General features: G+C 65.9%; 11 protein-coding genes. 4 read left to right on the forward strand and 7 right to left on the reverse strand.

What is annotated here, in order from left to right:
* Positions 1-19 precede the first annotated feature (19 nt).
* The 5 genes from QHF89_RS13415 to QHF89_RS13435 all read right to left on the reverse strand — a co-directional run bounded on the left by QHF89_RS13415 (position 20) and on the right by QHF89_RS13435 (position 6,703).
* Positions 20-799 (reverse strand): HEAT repeat domain-containing protein, encoded by a 780-nt coding sequence (locus tag QHF89_RS13415; RefSeq protein ID WP_136969639.1) that lies wholly within the window; start codon positions 797-799, stop codon positions 20-22.
* A gap of 235 nt (positions 800-1,034) precedes the next feature.
* The gene (locus QHF89_RS13420) at positions 1,035-1,967 is read right to left on the reverse strand and encodes a porin family protein (protein WP_136931325.1); all 933 of its coding nucleotides are present in this window, start codon (positions 1,965-1,967) and stop codon (positions 1,035-1,037) included.
* A 63-nt stretch (positions 1,968-2,030) separates the two neighbouring features.
* Positions 2,031-2,999 carry an outer membrane beta-barrel domain-containing protein gene (locus tag QHF89_RS13425; protein WP_136931324.1) on the reverse strand — a complete coding sequence of 323 codons (969 nt, stop codon included), beginning with the start codon at positions 2,997-2,999 and terminating at the stop codon, positions 2,031-2,033.
* Positions 3,000-3,371: 372 nt separating this feature from the next.
* On the reverse strand, positions 3,372-4,781 hold the full coding sequence (ftsY, locus tag QHF89_RS13430) for a signal recognition particle-docking protein FtsY (protein WP_136969640.1): 1,410 nt from the start codon (positions 4,779-4,781) through the stop codon (positions 3,372-3,374).
* A 128-nt stretch (positions 4,782-4,909) separates the two neighbouring features.
* A complete protein-coding gene (locus QHF89_RS13435) occupies positions 4,910-6,703 on the reverse strand; it encodes a carboxypeptidase regulatory-like domain-containing protein (RefSeq protein WP_136969641.1) in 1,794 nt (597 codons plus the stop codon).
* Positions 6,704-7,029: 326 nt separating this feature from the next.
* Between QHF89_RS13435 and QHF89_RS13440 the strand changes: the two genes are divergently transcribed.
* Both QHF89_RS13440 and QHF89_RS13445 read left to right on the forward strand, forming a co-directional pair.
* Positions 7,030-7,833 carry a HEAT repeat domain-containing protein gene (locus tag QHF89_RS13440; RefSeq protein ID WP_232379713.1) on the forward strand — a complete coding sequence of 268 codons (804 nt, stop codon included), beginning with the start codon at positions 7,030-7,032 and terminating at the stop codon, positions 7,831-7,833.
* An 88-nt stretch (positions 7,834-7,921) separates the two neighbouring features.
* Complete coding sequence (locus QHF89_RS13445) at positions 7,922-8,752, forward strand: methyl-accepting chemotaxis protein (protein ID WP_136969642.1); 831 nt, start codon at positions 7,922-7,924, stop codon at positions 8,750-8,752.
* Positions 8,753-8,821: 69 nt separating this feature from the next.
* Here QHF89_RS13445 and QHF89_RS13450 read toward each other — a convergent pair whose 3' ends face one another.
* Both QHF89_RS13450 and QHF89_RS13455 read right to left on the reverse strand, forming a co-directional pair.
* Positions 8,822-9,196 carry a YraN family protein gene (locus QHF89_RS13450; protein ID WP_136969643.1) on the reverse strand — a complete coding sequence of 125 codons (375 nt, stop codon included), beginning with the start codon at positions 9,194-9,196 and terminating at the stop codon, positions 8,822-8,824.
* 89 nt (positions 9,197-9,285) lie between these two features.
* Complete coding sequence (locus QHF89_RS13455; RefSeq protein WP_136931318.1) at positions 9,286-9,945, reverse strand: hypothetical protein; 660 nt, start codon at positions 9,943-9,945, stop codon at positions 9,286-9,288.
* Positions 9,946-10,513: 568 nt separating this feature from the next.
* Here QHF89_RS13455 and QHF89_RS13460 point away from each other — a divergent pair.
* Both QHF89_RS13460 and QHF89_RS13465 read left to right on the forward strand, forming a co-directional pair.
* The gene (locus QHF89_RS13460; protein WP_232379711.1) at positions 10,514-12,187 is read left to right on the forward strand and encodes a hypothetical protein; all 1,674 of its coding nucleotides are present in this window, start codon (positions 10,514-10,516) and stop codon (positions 12,185-12,187) included.
* Positions 12,188-12,286: 99 nt separating this feature from the next.
* Positions 12,287-16,135, forward strand: coding sequence for a tetratricopeptide repeat protein (locus QHF89_RS13465; RefSeq protein WP_232379710.1), 3,849 nt, complete (start codon positions 12,287-12,289; stop codon positions 16,133-16,135).
* The last annotated feature ends 3 nt before the right edge of the window (positions 16,136-16,138 follow it).

Here is a 16,138-nt window from a genome sequence, read left to right on the forward strand (position 1 = left end):
AATCCGCTACGCGTTTCGATCAGCCGAACCGGAGCGAACGCTTCACGATCTTGCCACCTTCGCCGACCGTGTAGCCGCCGGTATCGCCGAGCGCGTCGGCGACGGCATCCCTTCGATCCTCGGGGATCGTCCACCCGCGAACGAGCAGGCCTTCGGCGACCTTGTTCTTCACGCGGACCGACTCCTCGTTCACGAGCAAGTCGATCATTGGCTTGACGCTCTCGGACATCGCCTGGGCGAACGTCGTTTGCACCGCGTGGAACCGCACGGTCTCGTTGACATCTTCGAAGAAGCGCTCCACCGCCGCGCGTACGTCCTCGTGGACGACCTCTTCGAGCGCCTGAATGATCTGGATCTTCGGCTCGACGTTGCGCGCGTACTCGGTGTCGAAGCCCTCGAGCAGATCGAGCAGCTCCTCGCGATACCCGTCCTCGTCGAGCACGGCGTCGAGAACCTTGAGCGGCCACGTCAGCGCCTCGGCCCTCGTGCAGAACTCGATGACCGCGGGGACGACGTCCTTGCCGGCAGCGACGATGCCCCGGAACGCGAGGTCTTTCTCTTCTGCGTCCGTGATCGACGGATCGATCGTGAAGTTGAAGCGCTTGAGGAGAGCGGCGGCCGCCTCCGGCGTCTTCATGTCGACGAGGGCCTGGATGGCCTCCAGGCGGTCGTAGGTCTGGGCGCGTTTGTCCGCGACGACCTTGGCCGGCCCGGCGATCTTCTTGTCGACGGCGGGCGTGTTGCCCGACGGAGGCGCGCTCTTCGCGCCTTTGCTACGGAGGAAGTCGAAAATGCCCACCTCTACCTCGCGCTCCGGCCCGGCAGGGGTGGGGCTGGAGCAGGCTTCGCATAGGCCCTCGCCAGGGACAAAGCAAGTGCAAGGCCCCGTTGACGAGCGCGCTGCCCCTGCCAGCGGGGCTTCGAAAGCGCCACGCCCCGTGATGCCTGGGGCGTCGCGGAGCTCTTGGTCTCCGTCTCGCCCGCCCGCATCCCGGGGCGTGTCATCGGCTTGGGTGCAGCCGGCTTCGTCTTCGTCAGTCGCTGCTCTTCACCTTCATCGGAAGGGAGAACATCAGGTTGACGGAGACCATGCTGTTGAAGCGGAACTGACGGTCCTGGTTGTTGACCGCGGTGTCGGGGAAGGCCTCGTCGTTGCCCGAGCCAGCGTTGTCGAAGCCGGACGTGTTCCACGCGAAGGGCAGCGCCCTCCACTCCGCGCCGAAGCCGAAGAACGACGTCGGGTAGAAGTTCCAGCCGACGCCGAACGTGGGCGCGATGGCGATGCGGCTCTCGAGCTGGAACGAGCTCTGGGCCGCGCAGGGGCGGTCGGTGAGTGCGTTGCCGTCGTTGTCCTTGCCGCAGGGCGCACGCTCCTGCACGCCGATGACCGCCGGACCGACGAAGAAGCTGATGTCGGTGTCGACGAAGAGCGTAGCGAACAACGCCAGCTTCCCGCGGAACGGAACAACCGTGACCTGCGGGGCCGCGACCCACTGCATGCGGCCGAGCTGATCCTGGGCGAGGTTGCCGCGGGTCAGGTTGACGGCCGTCAGCTTGCAGGCTGTGTCGGTCGCCGTGTTCGAGTCCGTGGGGCAGTTCCGTTCGTCGATCGCCTTCACCTGCAGCTCGTCGGTGAGCGACGTCGTCGTCTGGATGCCGTAGCCGCCCCAGACGCCGAACCCGAGCCAGTCGGTCGGGTGGTACATCACGCGCAGACCGGGCATGATCGTGCGCTGGTACTCGTCGAGCAGGGTGAAGGACGCGCTCGGCGTAATCTCGATGCGACCCGCGCGATGCAGGCGCAACTTCCGCACGGCCGGGGCCCCCGCGAGGGGACCCGTGAGCTGAATCTCCTGCGCTTCGGCGCCCGCGCTCATGGCAAGCGCTGCACATCCTGTGAGCGCCGCGAGCATGCCCCTGCGGAGCAGGCGAGACGCGCAAAGGCTATTCACGAATCGACGCATCATGCATGTCCCCGTACTTGGCTGAATCGTCCCGGATGTTCCTTGCACGCCACGCTGCCCCTCGGCTCACTTGGGCAGCCGGTATTCCCAGCTAAACGGCAGGAAGACCGAAAAGCCGACCTGCGCCTGGACGTTGTTGGTGAAGCTCGTCTCGGGCGCGGTCCAGGTCGTCGGATCCTGCGCCTTCGGATTGCCGTTGGCGTCGTTGCCGATCGGGATGCCCGGGTTCTCGAGCTCGTCGAAGAAGATGTAGTCGCTGAGCTCCGCCACGACCGCAAACCAGCGGTTGAAGAAGATGCGGAGCCCACCGCCGACGTGGAACGACAGCCGAGGCTTGTACTCGAACGTGCGGTTGTCGGGATCGACGACGGCGATCGGACGCGTCGCGATCGCACCCACGCCGCCGAGCACGTAGAAGTCGTAGTGGAAGATGAAGTCGCCGAACCCGGCGAACTTGCCGTACGCAGGCACGTACGAGAAGTTCGCGTTCGCGTTCCAGGCGTACTCCGTGATCGGAATACCGACGCGCGCCGCGCGGCTCGTCTGGAAGTTGAAGTTCGAGGGCGAGTTCAGTCCGGCGTAGAAGTTGCCGTTGACCCCGACCGCGAGCACGTTCGTGATGTAGAAGTTGAGACCGAGCCCGGGCGCGGGGTGCGCGACGAACTGGTCGTTCATCGTGATCCCGAAGTAGGGCGTGATCTCGAAGCGGAACCGGCGCAGCGCGTAAATCTGCTGCACCGCGTACATCTCTGCGTTGATGTCCCGCTTCGCGGCCTCATCCATGTTGATGCTCGGGCAGGCCGACGGGTCGATCTTACAGATGTCCCCGAGACCTTCGCCTTCGCCGCCAGGAGTCTCGCCCTCGCCTTCGGCGCCGGCGCCCTCGCCCTCGGTGGGGGCTTCAGCAGGCTTCTCGGCTCCCTCCTCGTCGAGGTTGATCTCCTTCGGTTGATCCTTCTTCGGTTGCGCTGCCGCCGTCAACGGCATGGCCAGCAGCGCAGCCGCCACGAGGAGCCCCACGCGAACCTGGTTCATCGCCATCCCTTCCGCAGTCCGTGCGACGTGAGCATCGATCGGTCCGGTCCGTCCGTACAAGTCTAACTGCGCGACTTCATTCAAAAAAACGGTCTACCGACAAGCGGGACGGACTATATCACGCGTAAAATCTGGGAATCAACAACCAAATCGGTTTCTCTCTCGGATCTGGACCGGGCAGGACCGTCCCGACTGCTCGCGCAGCGACACGATCCACGCCCATTCCACCGCGAGACGCTCGCGAGCGAGCAAGAAAATCAAACGAAATCCACGTTTTTTGCGCCGTCCGTCCGAAACGTGCGCGACACGGCCCCGTCACCGATCCCGGTCGGAGCCCCGTCGCGCCCACTTCGTGCTCGCCGGCGCCGTGGTTCACGCCGCCGCGTCCGTAGACTCGTCCGCTTGACCGAGCAGCGCTTCGACAAACTCGTCTGCGTTGAAGTCACGCAGCTCGTCGGGACGCTCGCCGATGCCGATGTAACGCACCGGGAGCGCGTGCTCCGCGCAGATGCCGAGGACCACGCCGCCCTTCGCCGTACCATCGAGCTTCGTCAGCACGATGCCCGAGAGCGGCAGCGCCTCCTTGAACATCGCCGCCTGTTGCAGCGCGTTCTGCCCGTTCGTCGCATCGAGCACGAGGAGCGTCTCGTGCGGAGCTCCCGGCAGCGCCTTGTCGATCGTGCGCGCGACCTTCTTGAGCTCGTCCATCAGGTTCGTCTTCGTGTGCAACCGACCCGCCGTGTCGGCGAGCACGACATCCGCGCCGATCTCCGCAGCCTTCTGGATCGCGTCGTAGATGACCGCGCCCGGGTTCGCGCCATCCTTGCCGCTCACGACCTCGCAGCCGACGCGCTTGCCCCACACGACGAGCTGCTGCACCGCCGCGGCGCGGAACGTGTCGCCCGCGGCGAGCACGACGGTCCTGCCTTCGGCCTTGAGCTTGGTCGCGAGCTTGCCGATCGACGTCGTCTTGCCTGCGCCGTTGACGCCCACGAACATCACGACCGTGGGACGCGCAGGGTACTTGATGCCGCCGCCACTCCCGCCGAGCAGCTCACGCGCGCGACGACGCAAGGCATCCCAAACCTGCTCGTCCTTGACGAGCTTCTTCTCCTTGATGCCCGCGCGGATCTCTTCGAGCAGCGCTTCGGTCGTCTTCACGCCGACGTCGGAGGTGAGAAGCACCTCCTCGATCTGATCGACGAGCCCGGGATCGATCTCGCTGCGACCAACGAAGAGCGCCTTCAGGCGACCGAAGAAGCCCTCGGTCTCGCGCGCCTTCGTGAGGCCACGGCGCAGCCCCTCGACGTCCTTCTTGCGCGGAGCCGAAGGCGCAGGCGGCTCGCGCGCCGCGATCGACACGGGCTTGATCCCGCCTGCCTCCGCGGGCTTCGGCGCGGGCTCGGCCACCGGCGTGGGAGCTTGCACGGGCGCGGGCTCGGGCTGCTTGGCCTCGGGCTCCTTCGCGACGGGCGCAGGCTCGGGCTGCTTCTCCACGACGGCCGGTGCAGGCTCGGCAGCCGGCTTCTCCTCCTTCTTCTTGGCCTCCTTGGCCTCTTCGGCCGGCTTGGCCTTCGCAGGAGCAGCCTGCTTCGGCTCCTCCTTCGCGGGTTTCCCCGCGGCCTTGGCCGGCTCTTCACGCTCGGGCGCCTTTTTCTCCGGGAGCTTCTTCGGCTCCGGCGGCGTCTCGAGCTTCTTGGGCGCTTCCGGCTTCCTGATGAACAGGAAGTAGACGGCCAGCGCCACGACCACGAGACCGATGACGATGTAGAGGGGGTCCACGATGTGCGTTCTCCAGCGGTCCGCGAACTGGTTCGCGACTATATGGGACGGTACCCGTACGTCAACGTGTGTGCTCTGCGCGCGAGGGCAAAGGCAGCGCACGGGTGAAGATTCGGGGGCGGTTCATGTCATGCCGCCGGCTTTCGGCCGCCCCTGGGTTCGTCGTTGAGGAGCGACGCCTCGACCCCCTCGTCGACGACGGAGGAGCCGTAGGCGGCTTGCTCGAGGGCTCGCGCCCAGGACTCGATTTCCGCGTTGTTCGCGCGGAAAGCCGCCCGCCGTACGTGCCCGGGGGTCGGCTCGGGTTGCATGTCGAAGGGCGCTCCGGTGCGGCGCGCCCACTTCACGAGCCGCTCGAGCAGCGTGCGGCGGCGGGTGATCAGGGCAACGCGCAGCACCCCCGGCGGAGGGAGCGCCTGCTCGTACCTGCTGTGCTCCTCCGCTTCGATCACGAGACGCGCATCGCTGCGGTAGGGCACATCCAGCACGAAGCTTCCACGTTCGTCGGCGGTCGCGCGCGCGACGACACCGTCGCCTTGGAACGCGGGCGCCACCACGACGAGACGCGCGCCGGCGATCGGGGTTCCATCGTGCGCATCGAGCACCGCGCCACGATAACCACCCTGTCCGGTCGACGCTCGCACGACCTCGACACCGGCGCGGCCCGAGGGCACGGGATGCGCTTCGTCGTCTTCGTCTTTCTTCGGCGGCATGGGCGCGCGCCGCCAACCGAAGACGATCCACGCGGTCACCGCGAGCACCACGATGGCGATCAAAATCTGCCGCGCGACGCCGGGCCCCTTGACGTTCACGTCGACCTGGAGGTTCGCCCCGGATTTGTAGAAGGGCGCGGCGGGCACGTACCGAAGCGTCAAGGGTACGACGCCGGCGCGCTCGAGCGCGAACGACGCGATGACGTGCGCCTTCCCGCCTTGCACCGTGCCTGCGCCCACGCTCTCGCTTCCGCGCAGCGCCTCGACCACGCCGCCCGTCACTGGTCCTCGCGACGTCGTGACGTCCACGTCGATGCCGACGCCGTCCTCGGGATCCCCCGCGTCGACAGGATGCGCGAGCGCCAGACGCACCTCGGCGCGCCTCACGATCGGCTGTGTGGTCGTCGCCTTCGCGAGCGTCGCCGTGCCCTCGAAGCGCAGACGCAGCTCGCCCAATCCAGGACCGGGAAACGACGCGCTCGGGATCTCGAAGCGCACGCGCCCGTCGCCGCCTGTTTGCCCTTCGGCGATACGCTCGCCACGCTCGTCCTCGACCCGGATCGCGAGCCCCTCGCGCCGCGCTGTGTTGGAGCGGGACGAGCCGGTGCGATCGACGCGCAGCGATCCCGTGAGCAGGACGGTCTCGCGATCCAGATCGATCACGTCAGGCGCAGGTTCGAATCGGAGGATCGTTCGCGCGAGCGGTGCGTCGGCCGCATCGAGTCGGACCACGCTCTCGGCAGGGTCTCGTAGCTCGTCGCCTTCGAAGCGGAGCTTGATCGACGCCTGCCCGATCGGCGCACCGGCGCGCACGCAGAACGCTCCGCGATCGTCGGTCTGCACCTCGTACGCGTCCGTGCCGACCAGGCGAACCGAGCGTCGCGACCGTCGTGCGGTCGCGTCACACGTCGAGGGCGTCGGCAGATTGACGGCGGCGCCGCCCTCCGCGATCGCGCGGAGGGTGATCGTCGCGCTGGCCACGGCGGCGCCTGCGTCGTCGAGGAGCTCGCCTCGGACGATCGTGCCGGACGGCTCGATGGTCGCGGCTGCGCTGATCTGCGCGCCGCCTCGCACCTGGATGCGAATCGCGCCTCCGGATCCTCGTGTCTGCGCCGTGACGGGCGCCGAGAGGAGCAGGACGAGCAAGGCGACGAGCGTGCACAGCGGGCGCGACGAGGCTCTCGCCTGGGCACCTCGGCTGCGGGACATCCCTTTCCTATATGCGGGAACGCCCCGCGCGACCAGCGCTTCTGCCGATGTCATGGTCTGGCCGCGCGTTGAAGCGAGCTCGGGCGAGGCACGTCCAAGTCCTCACGGCTCCTCCGCGCGTGACAGCCGCGGCGGATCTCGGATGACCGAGGTCGCCATGGGTCTCTCTGGGCGGAGCAGAACGAGTCGTGCCGCTCTGCGTCGAGGTACGGGTGAGGTGCAGGATGAAGAAGACGGGTGATCGCGTGTTCGAGAACTCCACGACCTCCGAGCTGGCGCGAGCTCGCTCCATTCACACGCGGACCTCGTGTATCTTCGGACCTCGAATGCGAAAGAGCGTCCCCGTCGTCGCGGCCCTCTCGTTGTTCGTGCTGACCCCCGAGGTCGTGCGAGCGGATCCTCGCACCGGTTATCTCGTCCAGCAGCTCAAGACGAGTGAAGACTTCCGCGTGCGAACGCAGGCCGCGCTCGCGCTCGGCGCGTCGGGCGACGATGCTGCGGTCAAACCTCTCTGCGATGCGCTCACGGATGGCAACGAGTCGGTGAAGGTCGCCTCGGCGGCCGCGCTCGGCAAGCTCGGCAAGCCCGCGGGCCTGCCGTGTCTGCAGGCTGCGATCAAGAACGAGAAGGGCGCCTCCACGAAGACGCAGATGCAGAAATCGATCGACACGCTGAAGAGCGGCGGCGTGGCTGCGCCTCCTCCGCCCGGCCCCGACGCGAAGTACTACGTGGCGATCGAGATCTCGAACAAGACGAAGCGACCTGCGGCCGAGGTCGACGCGATCGTGCGCGCGGCGATGCAGACGAAGCTCCTCGGCAAGGCGGGGTATGCCGTCGCGCCCAAGGGCGAGACGGCTGCACAAGGCGGCAAGGTCGTCAACTCCAAAAAGCTGAAGGGCTTCTATCTGATCGCCAGCGTCGAGCCGCCGGTGTACGAGAATGGAAACCTCACGCAGATCGTGCGCGTGAGCATGTGGACTTACCCGGGCAAAGCGTTGCAGGGCGAGTTCTCGCCGAAGCTCACGCAATCCGACACGCCGAAGACCGACGTACAGAGCGAAAACGTGCTCATGAAGATGTGCGTGGAGAACGCCATCGACAGCTTCGCGAAGATCGTCGCGTCGATGTGATATCGCAGCGAGGGGGAGCGGATCCGGCGCGCCGCGACCCACTCGGGCAAACACCACGCGCCGTGGCAAGAGACGCGCAAGGTCCCCGATGAGCGAGGCTTCTGTCACCCCGCCCGCCGCCACGAGCGGCCGCCAGCAGCGCCGCATCCGCAACTTCCTGCTCGACAAGCGCTTCCAGCTCAAATACGCGGGTTTTCTCGCGGCAATCGCGCTTGTCGTCTCCCTCCTCCTCGGCGCGGTCCTCTGGTGGACGAGCAACAAGCTGATCGATCAGAGCCGCCAGGCCGTCGTGCAGCAGAAGGCGCTCGTCACCCAAGGACAAGAGACCGTCAAGCGCGGTCAGCTCGCGCTCGCCGAGCGAAAGAAGAACGACGAGCTCGTCAAGATGAACATCGCGAAGGCGTACGAGGATGCGCCCGAGCTCGCGAAGCAGTTCAACAAGGACGCGGAGAACGACGCTGCGAAGCTCAAGGAAGAGCAAGCGAGCCTCGAAAGGGACGCGGACTCGTTGAAGCAGCAAGCTGCCGAGCTCGAGCGCCAGGCCGCCGCGGTGGAGGAGCAGCAGCGCAACTTGATCCTCGGTCTCGTGCTTGCGCTCGGCTTCCTCGTCGCGTGCATCTGGAGCGCGGGGATCGTCGTCACGCACAAGATCGCGGGGCCCGTCTTCAAGATGAAGCGCATGTTCGGTCGCGTCGGCGAGGGCCACCTCGGTCTGCGCGAGCGCCTGCGCAAGGGCGACGAGATGCAAGACTTCTTCGAGTCGTTCGATCAGATGCTCGGCAATCTCCGCGCGCAGAAGACGCGCGAGATCGAGCAGATCGACGCCGCGATCGCGCGTGTGGAGGCGGACGCCTCGGGCGACGGCGTGGCGATGTTGAAGAAGCTGCGCGCCGAGATGCAGTCGCAGATCGACAACTGATGTCGTCACGATTCGCGGCGTCGATGGGATCCCTGTGGATCACGCGACGCCGCGCCTCACGCACTCCGATCAGAACGCTGCTTTGATGTGCTCGACGAGCGGCTCGCCTTCGGGCGTGAACGCGACGGCGACGGCGTCGAAGCGCATGCGCTCGATCCTCTCGTCGCGCGCAAACTTCGCAGTCCACAGTCGCTGTCCAGCAGCACGCAGGCGCGCGCGTTTCCGTGCGTCGATGCTGTCGAGCGCGCGCTGGTAACTTCGTGGCCCGCGCGTGCGGACCTCGACGACCACGATCACGACACCGTCGCGCACGAGCAGATCGATCTCGGCACGCCCCACGCGCACGTTGCGGCCGAGGATCGTGCATCCCGCGCGAACGAAGTGATCCGCGGCTGCGTCTTCGGCGCGCGCACCTGCGCGATGACGCGCATCGCGCGGCGACATGACTCGGACATCAGCAGAAGGAGATACTTCGGGAGAGGCAGGCGGGGGACGAGGAGGACGCGTCACGGGCGTGCGCGTCGCAGCTCGTTTCAGCTATCGGTCGTGAAGCCGACGCCCTTGCACTGGGTCGCGTTGTAGTGACCCTTGACCGTGCCGCAGGTGCCTTCGGTGACGAACTTCGTGTCCTGCTTGATGCAGTACTTGCCCGTGAGCAGCGGATCGCCGAGACCCACGTTGGGCCGGATCTGCTCGCACGAGTAGCCGGTCGGGCACTCGCAGAAGTTGAAGTTCGGATCCGGCGGCTCGCCATCGGCCACGCCGCACCGGCAGGAGCAGTACACGGCTTGCGCCGCGTCACGCTGCGAGTCGGGCGCGCACTGGCCGCAGACCTCCGCCTCGATCACCGTGTCGGTGCCGGGAATGCAGCAGGCCTTGTTCGCGTCGTCCGCCGTCGAACCGGCCGTCTGGCAGCCGTTCGTGGCGGCGCCGCCGGTCGCGGGCTTCGTCTGCCCGTAGGGGCAGCTCACGCGGCCTTGGAAGTGGTTCACGAGGCAGATACGGGTCTGGCACTGGAAGGAGCGCGACTCGATGTTCTCCTCGGTCACTTTGAAGCCGGCGAAGTCGGTTTTGTACTCGTCTTCGGGGACGCAGGGATCCCCGACGCCGCCGCTTTGACAGGCGACCGGGAGGCCGCCCAGGGCGAGTACGCTGATCAGACCAAGCATGCCGGACAGGATCGAACGGGTCATCAGATCGTGCTCCTTGGGCCGGGGCGCCCCTGCTCCATGAGGGGCGCGCGAGCGCCACGCGCCGCCCGTCCACGCCAAGGACAGCGAACGACGCCAGCAGCGAGGACGCTAATCGAAGGTGCGATGGACCGTCAACCTCTCGATGCACAACTCGACGGACTGCCGCCGGTTTTCGTCCATGGGGGTGTCGGTCCGGGGATGACGCGGGATCGCCCCGCGACACCGTCGCATCCTTGGCGTGCCCCAAGGCACTCCCTGGAGAGGTGTCGGAAGCGGCACGTGGCCTGCGCCGCGCCCGGAAACCGCCGCTTGACAAGCCAACCGTCATAATTTTACCATCCGCGGCCAGACGCAAGTATCCGCTGATTCTCATTGAAGTTTTTGGTCATCGCTCCCGGTCCCGTAAACGGGGAGCTGCGACTGCGAAGGGCCCCGTCCACTGCGGATCTAGCCGCTGACGAACGGTACCTGGGCCGGTTCGGGTCGCCTTCATCGACCTCCACCTCCGAACGACGAGGAACGACGAATGCGGAAAGGGCTGGCTACTCTCTGTCTTCTTGCTTCTGCCATGCTCGCGGCGCCGACGGCTTTCGCCCAGCAAGGCAAGGCTCCGGCGGCTCCGGCAGCCAAGGCTGGCGACGCCAAGAAGAATGACAAGAAGGCCGCTCCGAAGGAGATCGAGCTCGAGGACGAGGCCGACGGCCCCGTGACCGCGGGCCAGATGACCGAGGAAGCGGCGCAAGCGAAGCGGCTGTTCGACGCGGAGCGATGGAGCGAGTCCGCGCTCCTCCTGAAGCGTGTCGTCGACGGCGAGACGGGTGACGACGAGGGCAACAAGCAGATCGCGCAGTATCACCTCGCGATCGCGCTCTATCGCCTTCAGTTCTACCAAGCGAGCTACGCGATCTTCTCCGAGATCGCGGACAAGACGAATCACCTCAAGTTCAACGAGACGCTGCTCTGGTTGTCGAAGCTCGCCACGCAGCTCCCCGAGCCTGCGGACATCATCGAGCGCGTCGGCAAGTACAAGAGCGAGCAGGTCGCGCGGTTCAACAACCCGCAGCAGCGTGATCTCTACTGGCAGCTCAACTACCTGCTCGGCCGGTACAAGTACCGCAACCGCAACTACGAGGAGGCCATCAGCCTCTTCGAGAAGGTCGACGCGAAGAGCAAGTACTACGTTCAGGCCCAGTTCTTCACGGGCATCTCGAACGTGCAGCTCCGCAAGTCGGTGCCCGCGGTGAAGTCGTTCCAGCGCATCGTGCAGGCGCTCGACGAGGGCGTGGAGGGCGTCGAGGACGAGAGCCGCATGCGCGATCTCGCGTTCCTCTCGATGGCCCGCACGTACTACTCGGCGTCGGTCCGCCTCGACGACAACAGCGTTCCGAAGATCGACGGCAACAAGCTCAGCGCGGCCGTCAAGTACTGGAACCGCGTCGACGTGGGCAGCGAGTACTGGCTCGACGCGCTCTTCGAGCAGTCGTGGGCGTACTTCATGGCCGGCGATTACCCGCACGCGCTCGGCAACATGCACACGATCGAGTCGCCGTACTTCCCGAACGCCTTCTATCCGGAGGCGGACATCCTGAAGGCGGTCATTTCGTTCACGATCTGCCAGTACCAGGACGCGACGACGATCGTGGCGCGCATGCGGAAGCGCTACGAGCCGATCAAGAAGGAGCTCGAGGCGATCCTCAACCGCTTCAAGGGTGAGGACGCGGAGACGAAGTTCTTCGATTTCTTGAAGGACGTGCGCGCGGGCAAGGCGGCGCTTTCGCCGACGGTCAAGCCGATCGTCGAGAACGCGCTCTCGGATCGCCAGCTACTCCGCAACCTCGAGTACGTGCGCGTCCTCGACGAGGAGGACGCTCGGTACAAGAAGGCGCCGGCTGCGTTCCGCAACTCGCCCGTCGGTGGCGACGTGACGGACGCGCTCTCGCTCGCGCGTGATCTCGCTGTGCGCAACGCCGGCACCCTCGCGCGGGAGCGCTACCAGCGTTACCTCGACGAGCTCAACGAGCACCTCCGCGACGCCTCGAAGATCCTCATCGACATCACGGCTGCCGAGCGAAACAAGCTCGATCAAGAGGTCGTGAGCGGCCAGCTCACGAAGGAAGAAGCGCTCGTGTTCGGCGTCGTCAAGCCGGACGACGAGCACGTTCTGTGGCCGTTCAACGGCGAGTACTGGCGCGACGAGCTCGGGTTCTACCGGCAGGTCGTCACGTCGAAGTGCGGCAAGTAGCGGGAGGCCCGAGGGGGCGGCGACGTATCGCGCCGCCCCGGGGGGATTGCGGCAAAGCCGCCTCCGGGTTGCGAGTTATCAGTTGAGGAGATGACGACGATGAAGCAGTCCAACGTGAGTGCGCTGCGACGGCTCCGTTTCGTGACGGGCGCAGCAGCACTTTTCACCGCCGCCGTCGCGACGGGCCCGGCGTCGGCCGCCGATGAATGCATCACGCAACAAGCCAAGGACTCGCTGGCGCAGTGCCCCGGCGGGTCGCTAAAGCAGAGCGCTGGCAAGAAGCCGGCGATGAGCTTCAAGTCGGCGCCGCAGGGCGTTCAGCTGAAGAAGCGGGACGACCAGCTCAAGCCGACGAACCCGACGGCGTCGATGAACGCCGCGCAGCGCGACGAGCGTCGCAACCGGCTGGCAGCGCGCTCGCGCCAGCTGCTCATCACCGAGATCCAGGGCCTCGAGAGCCTCTTCTCGAACACCCCGAAGAACGCGCCCGATCGTCCGAAGCTGATGCGGCGCCTGGCCGAGGGGTACGTCGAGCTCGAGTCGGCTGCGTTCCGCGACAAGACCGAGCAGAGCATCAACGCCGACGAGGCGAAGCGCAAGAACCCCAAGGCGGAGAAGGGGTTCCGTGACGAGGCGGCGAAGGCCGACAAGATCCTCGTCGCCGCGCGGCAGCAGGCGATCAAGTACTACTCGCTGCTGAAGAACGGCTACCCGAAGTGGTGCCAGAGCTCGAACGCGCAGGATCCGACGAAGAGCACGGGCTGCACGGACGAGGTGCTTTACTACCTCGCGTACGAGTACGAGCAGGCCAACCAGCTCGATCAAGCGCGCAAGGTGTACTTCGAGCTGATCCAGAACTGGCCGCAGTCGAAGTTCATCCCGAACGCGTACCTCGCGTTCGGCGAGCTCTTCTTCAACGAGGCGCAGGGCGATCCCTCCAAGTGGCAGCTCGCGGAGCAGTCGTACCAGGAGGTCGTGAAGTACCCGCCGCCGGACAACAAAGTCTGGGGCTACGCGCACTACAAGCTCGGCTACGTGGCCTGGAACCAGGGCGAGTTCCCGAAGGCGCTCACCGAGTTCAAGAAGACCATCGAGTACGGCATGCAGTACCAGCAGCTGCCGAACGCGAAGGAACTCGCGAACTCCGCGCGGCGCGACATCATCCCGGTGTACGCGCTCGCGGCGGCTCCGAAGGCCGCGCACGACTTCTTCAAGCCGCTCTCGGGCGACACGGGCGTCAACAACGAGAAGACGCTCAAGATGCTCGATGATCTCGGCCAGAACTACCTGGACACCGGCCACTACAAGGAGGGCATCGAGCTCTACAAGGACCTCATGGTCCGCGATCGTGGCCCGAAGTTCTGCAAGTACCAGGGCCACGTCACCGAGGCCACGCTGGCCATGAAGTCCGGCAACAAGGACTCGATCAAGGCCGAGCTCGACCAGATGCTCGAGGTGCACAACAAGTTCATCAGCGAGGGGCACCCCGATGACATGAAGCTGAAGTGCTCGAACGCGACCGCGGGTCTTCTCACCGAGACCGCGATGGCGTGGCACCTCGAGGCCGTCGGATCGGGCGGCGTGCGCGGCACGGGTGACAAGAAGACGATGACGCTCGCGACGCTGCTCTACGAGCGTGTCGTGCAGAACTTCAAGCAGGAGCAGTTCGCGCGCTTCGAGTTCCCGCGCATCGTGAAGGAAGACTGGCCGAACGTCTTCAAGATCAAGTACGCGATGGCCGACCTCGCGTACTTCAACAAGGACTGGGCGAAGTGCGGCCCGGCCTTCGACTCCGTCGTCGCGGAGGATCCGAGCGGCCCGCTCGCGCCGGAGGCCGCGTTTGCCGCGGTGCTCTGCTACCAGAACATCTACACCGAGATGCACAAGGATGGCTCGGAGAAGAAGGGCACCGGCCAACTCCCGAGCGCTGCGGACGGTGGCAAGAAGGGCGACAAGAAGGCCGACAAGGCCAAGTGGGCCCCGAAGGATTTGACCGACAACCAGAAGGGCATGCTGACCGCGTTCAACCGGTACATCTGCTACATCAAGCCGCCGGAGAACGACAAGGAAGCCCAGGAGAACTACGTCGAGGTCAAGTACGCGCGCGCCCGCACGTACTTCGAGGCGCAGCACTGGGAGGAGGCGGCGCACGCGTTCCGCGACGTCGCGGTGAACCACTCCGACAAGGACGTGGGCATCTACGCGACGCAGCTCTACCTCGAGTCGCTCAACATCCTTGGCACGAACTCCGAGCCGGCGCGGCCCTCCTGCTACGACAACATGGCCGAGGACGTGCCCAAGTTCATCGACCTGTACTGCAAGGGCGGCAAGGAAAAGGAGAACGCCGAGCAGTGCGGGCTCCTCACGCGCATCCAGCGCGACATCGAGCGTCTGCGCGCGCAGAAGCTCATCGAGTCGGCGGACGCCGGTGGCCAGGGCGTCGACACGATCAAGATGTACGAGCGCGGCGCGCAGGCCTACATGGACCTGTGGAAGAAGTACGGCGAAGCGGCGTGCGAGAAGAAGGAAGCCTCCTGCGAGAAGAGCGAGGAGATCCTCTACAACGCGGCTCGCGCGTTCCAGGCTGCGCGCCTCATCGCGAAGTCGATCACGGCGCGTCAGATCCTGCTGAACCCGAAGTACAACCTCGACAAGACCGAGCTCGCGAAGAAGTCGATCTACGAGATCGGCGGTAACTATCAGGCGATCGCGGTCTACGACGAGGCGGCGAACTGGTACGAGCGGTTCTCGCGCGAGAACCCGAAGATGGACAAGGCGGCCGAGGCGCTTCAGGACGCCGTCGTGCTCCGTCTCGGTCTCGGCCAAGAGGATCAGGCGATCAAGGACGCGGACCTCTTCAACAAGAACTACGGGTCGCAGAAGCCGACCGAGGCCGCGAAGATCGCGTTCGCCATCGGGTCTCACTACATCGACAAGGAAGACTGGGACGGCGCGCGACGGCGGCTCAGCTCGGCGATGGGTCAGATCGATCGCAACGCGACGTTCGACGTCCAGATCCAGGCGCACGCGTTGCTCGGGCGGGTCTTCACGAAGATCAACAATCCGTCGAGCGCGACGCCCGAGTACAACAAGGTCCGCGGTTACTGGAAGGATCCGCAGGCTGCGCTGAAGAAGCTCGATTCGATCGGCGGGGGCGACGAAGAGAAGATCCGTCGTCTCGGCAAGTCGCTCACGGCCGTTGGCGAGGCGCTCTTCTTCTTCGCGGAGCTGAAGCGGAAGGAAGTCGATAAGATCAAGTTCCCCGAATACAAGGGATCTGGTCAGCGCGACGACGTGATGAAGCACATCCAGACCAAGGTCATGGACTGGATCAAGAAGAAGCGGCCGGCCATCGAGGAAGCCTCGAACGAGTACGTGAAGATCGTCAACCTCGAGCCGCTGCCTCCGCCTCGCTGGGTCATCGCCGCCGGTTCGCGCGTCGGTCAGATGTGGAGCAAGTTCGTCGCCGAGTTCCGTGCCGCGCCGATCCCGAAGGAGTGGAAGGGCAACGGAATGGTCCCGGGTACGGACCTCAGCTACGCCGAGCTCCGCGGCGAGTACTACGCGAAGCTCGACGAAGCGAGCGAGCCGCAGAAGCTGGCTGCGAAGGCGGCCTTCAAGAAGTGCCTCGACTACTCGGTCAAGTATCAGTTCTTCGATGAGTACTCGCGTACCTGCGAGGTGTGGTTGTCGAAGAACTACGGCGCCGAGTACCACCTCATCGACGAGTTCCGTGGTTCGCCGTCGCGGGTGAACTCGGGCCTCAGCGATCGCGCGCAGCCGGTGAACCTCGACGGTACGGCGTTCGCGCCTGCGAGCGATGCACCGCCGGCGGCGGAGAGCAAGCCTGCGGCGGCGCCGGCGACGGGCGACAAGCCCGCCGACGCGAAGCCCGGCACGTCACCCGAGAAGGCCGCCATCGAGGGCGCCACCACCAAGAAGAACTAAGGG

Origin of the sequence: Polyangium sorediatum (assembly GCF_029946465.1) — a bacterium.
Taxonomy (GTDB): domain Bacteria; phylum Myxococcota_A; class Polyangia; order Polyangiales; family Polyangiaceae; genus Polyangium; species Polyangium fumosum.

Bases quoted from the DNA above. Each gene is read 5' to 3' on its own strand.
- QHF89_RS13420 (WP_136931325.1), bottom strand. From the start codon at position 1,967: ATGATGCGTCGATTCGTGAATAGCCTTTGCGCGTCTCGCCTGCTCCGC.
- QHF89_RS13425 (WP_136931324.1), bottom strand. From the start codon at position 2,999: ATGAACCAGGTTCGCGTGGGGCTCCTCGTGGCGGCTGCGCTGCTGGCC.
- QHF89_RS13435 (WP_136969641.1), bottom strand. From the start codon at position 6,703: ATGTCCCGCAGCCGAGGTGCCCAGGCGAGAGCCTCGTCGCGCCCGCTG.
- QHF89_RS13440 (WP_232379713.1), top strand. From the start codon at position 7,030: ATGCGAAAGAGCGTCCCCGTCGTCGCGGCCCTCTCGTTGTTCGTGCTG.
- QHF89_RS13445 (WP_136969642.1), top strand. From the start codon at position 7,922: ATGAGCGAGGCTTCTGTCACCCCGCCCGCCGCCACGAGCGGCCGCCAG.
- QHF89_RS13450 (WP_136969643.1), bottom strand. From the start codon at position 9,196: ATGTCGCCGCGCGATGCGCGTCATCGCGCAGGTGCGCGCGCCGAAGAC.
- QHF89_RS13455 (WP_136931318.1), bottom strand. From the start codon at position 9,945: ATGACCCGTTCGATCCTGTCCGGCATGCTTGGTCTGATCAGCGTACTC.
- QHF89_RS13460 (WP_232379711.1), top strand. From the start codon at position 10,514: ATGCTCGCGGCGCCGACGGCTTTCGCCCAGCAAGGCAAGGCTCCGGCG.
- QHF89_RS13465 (WP_232379710.1), top strand. From the start codon at position 12,287: ATGAAGCAGTCCAACGTGAGTGCGCTGCGACGGCTCCGTTTCGTGACG.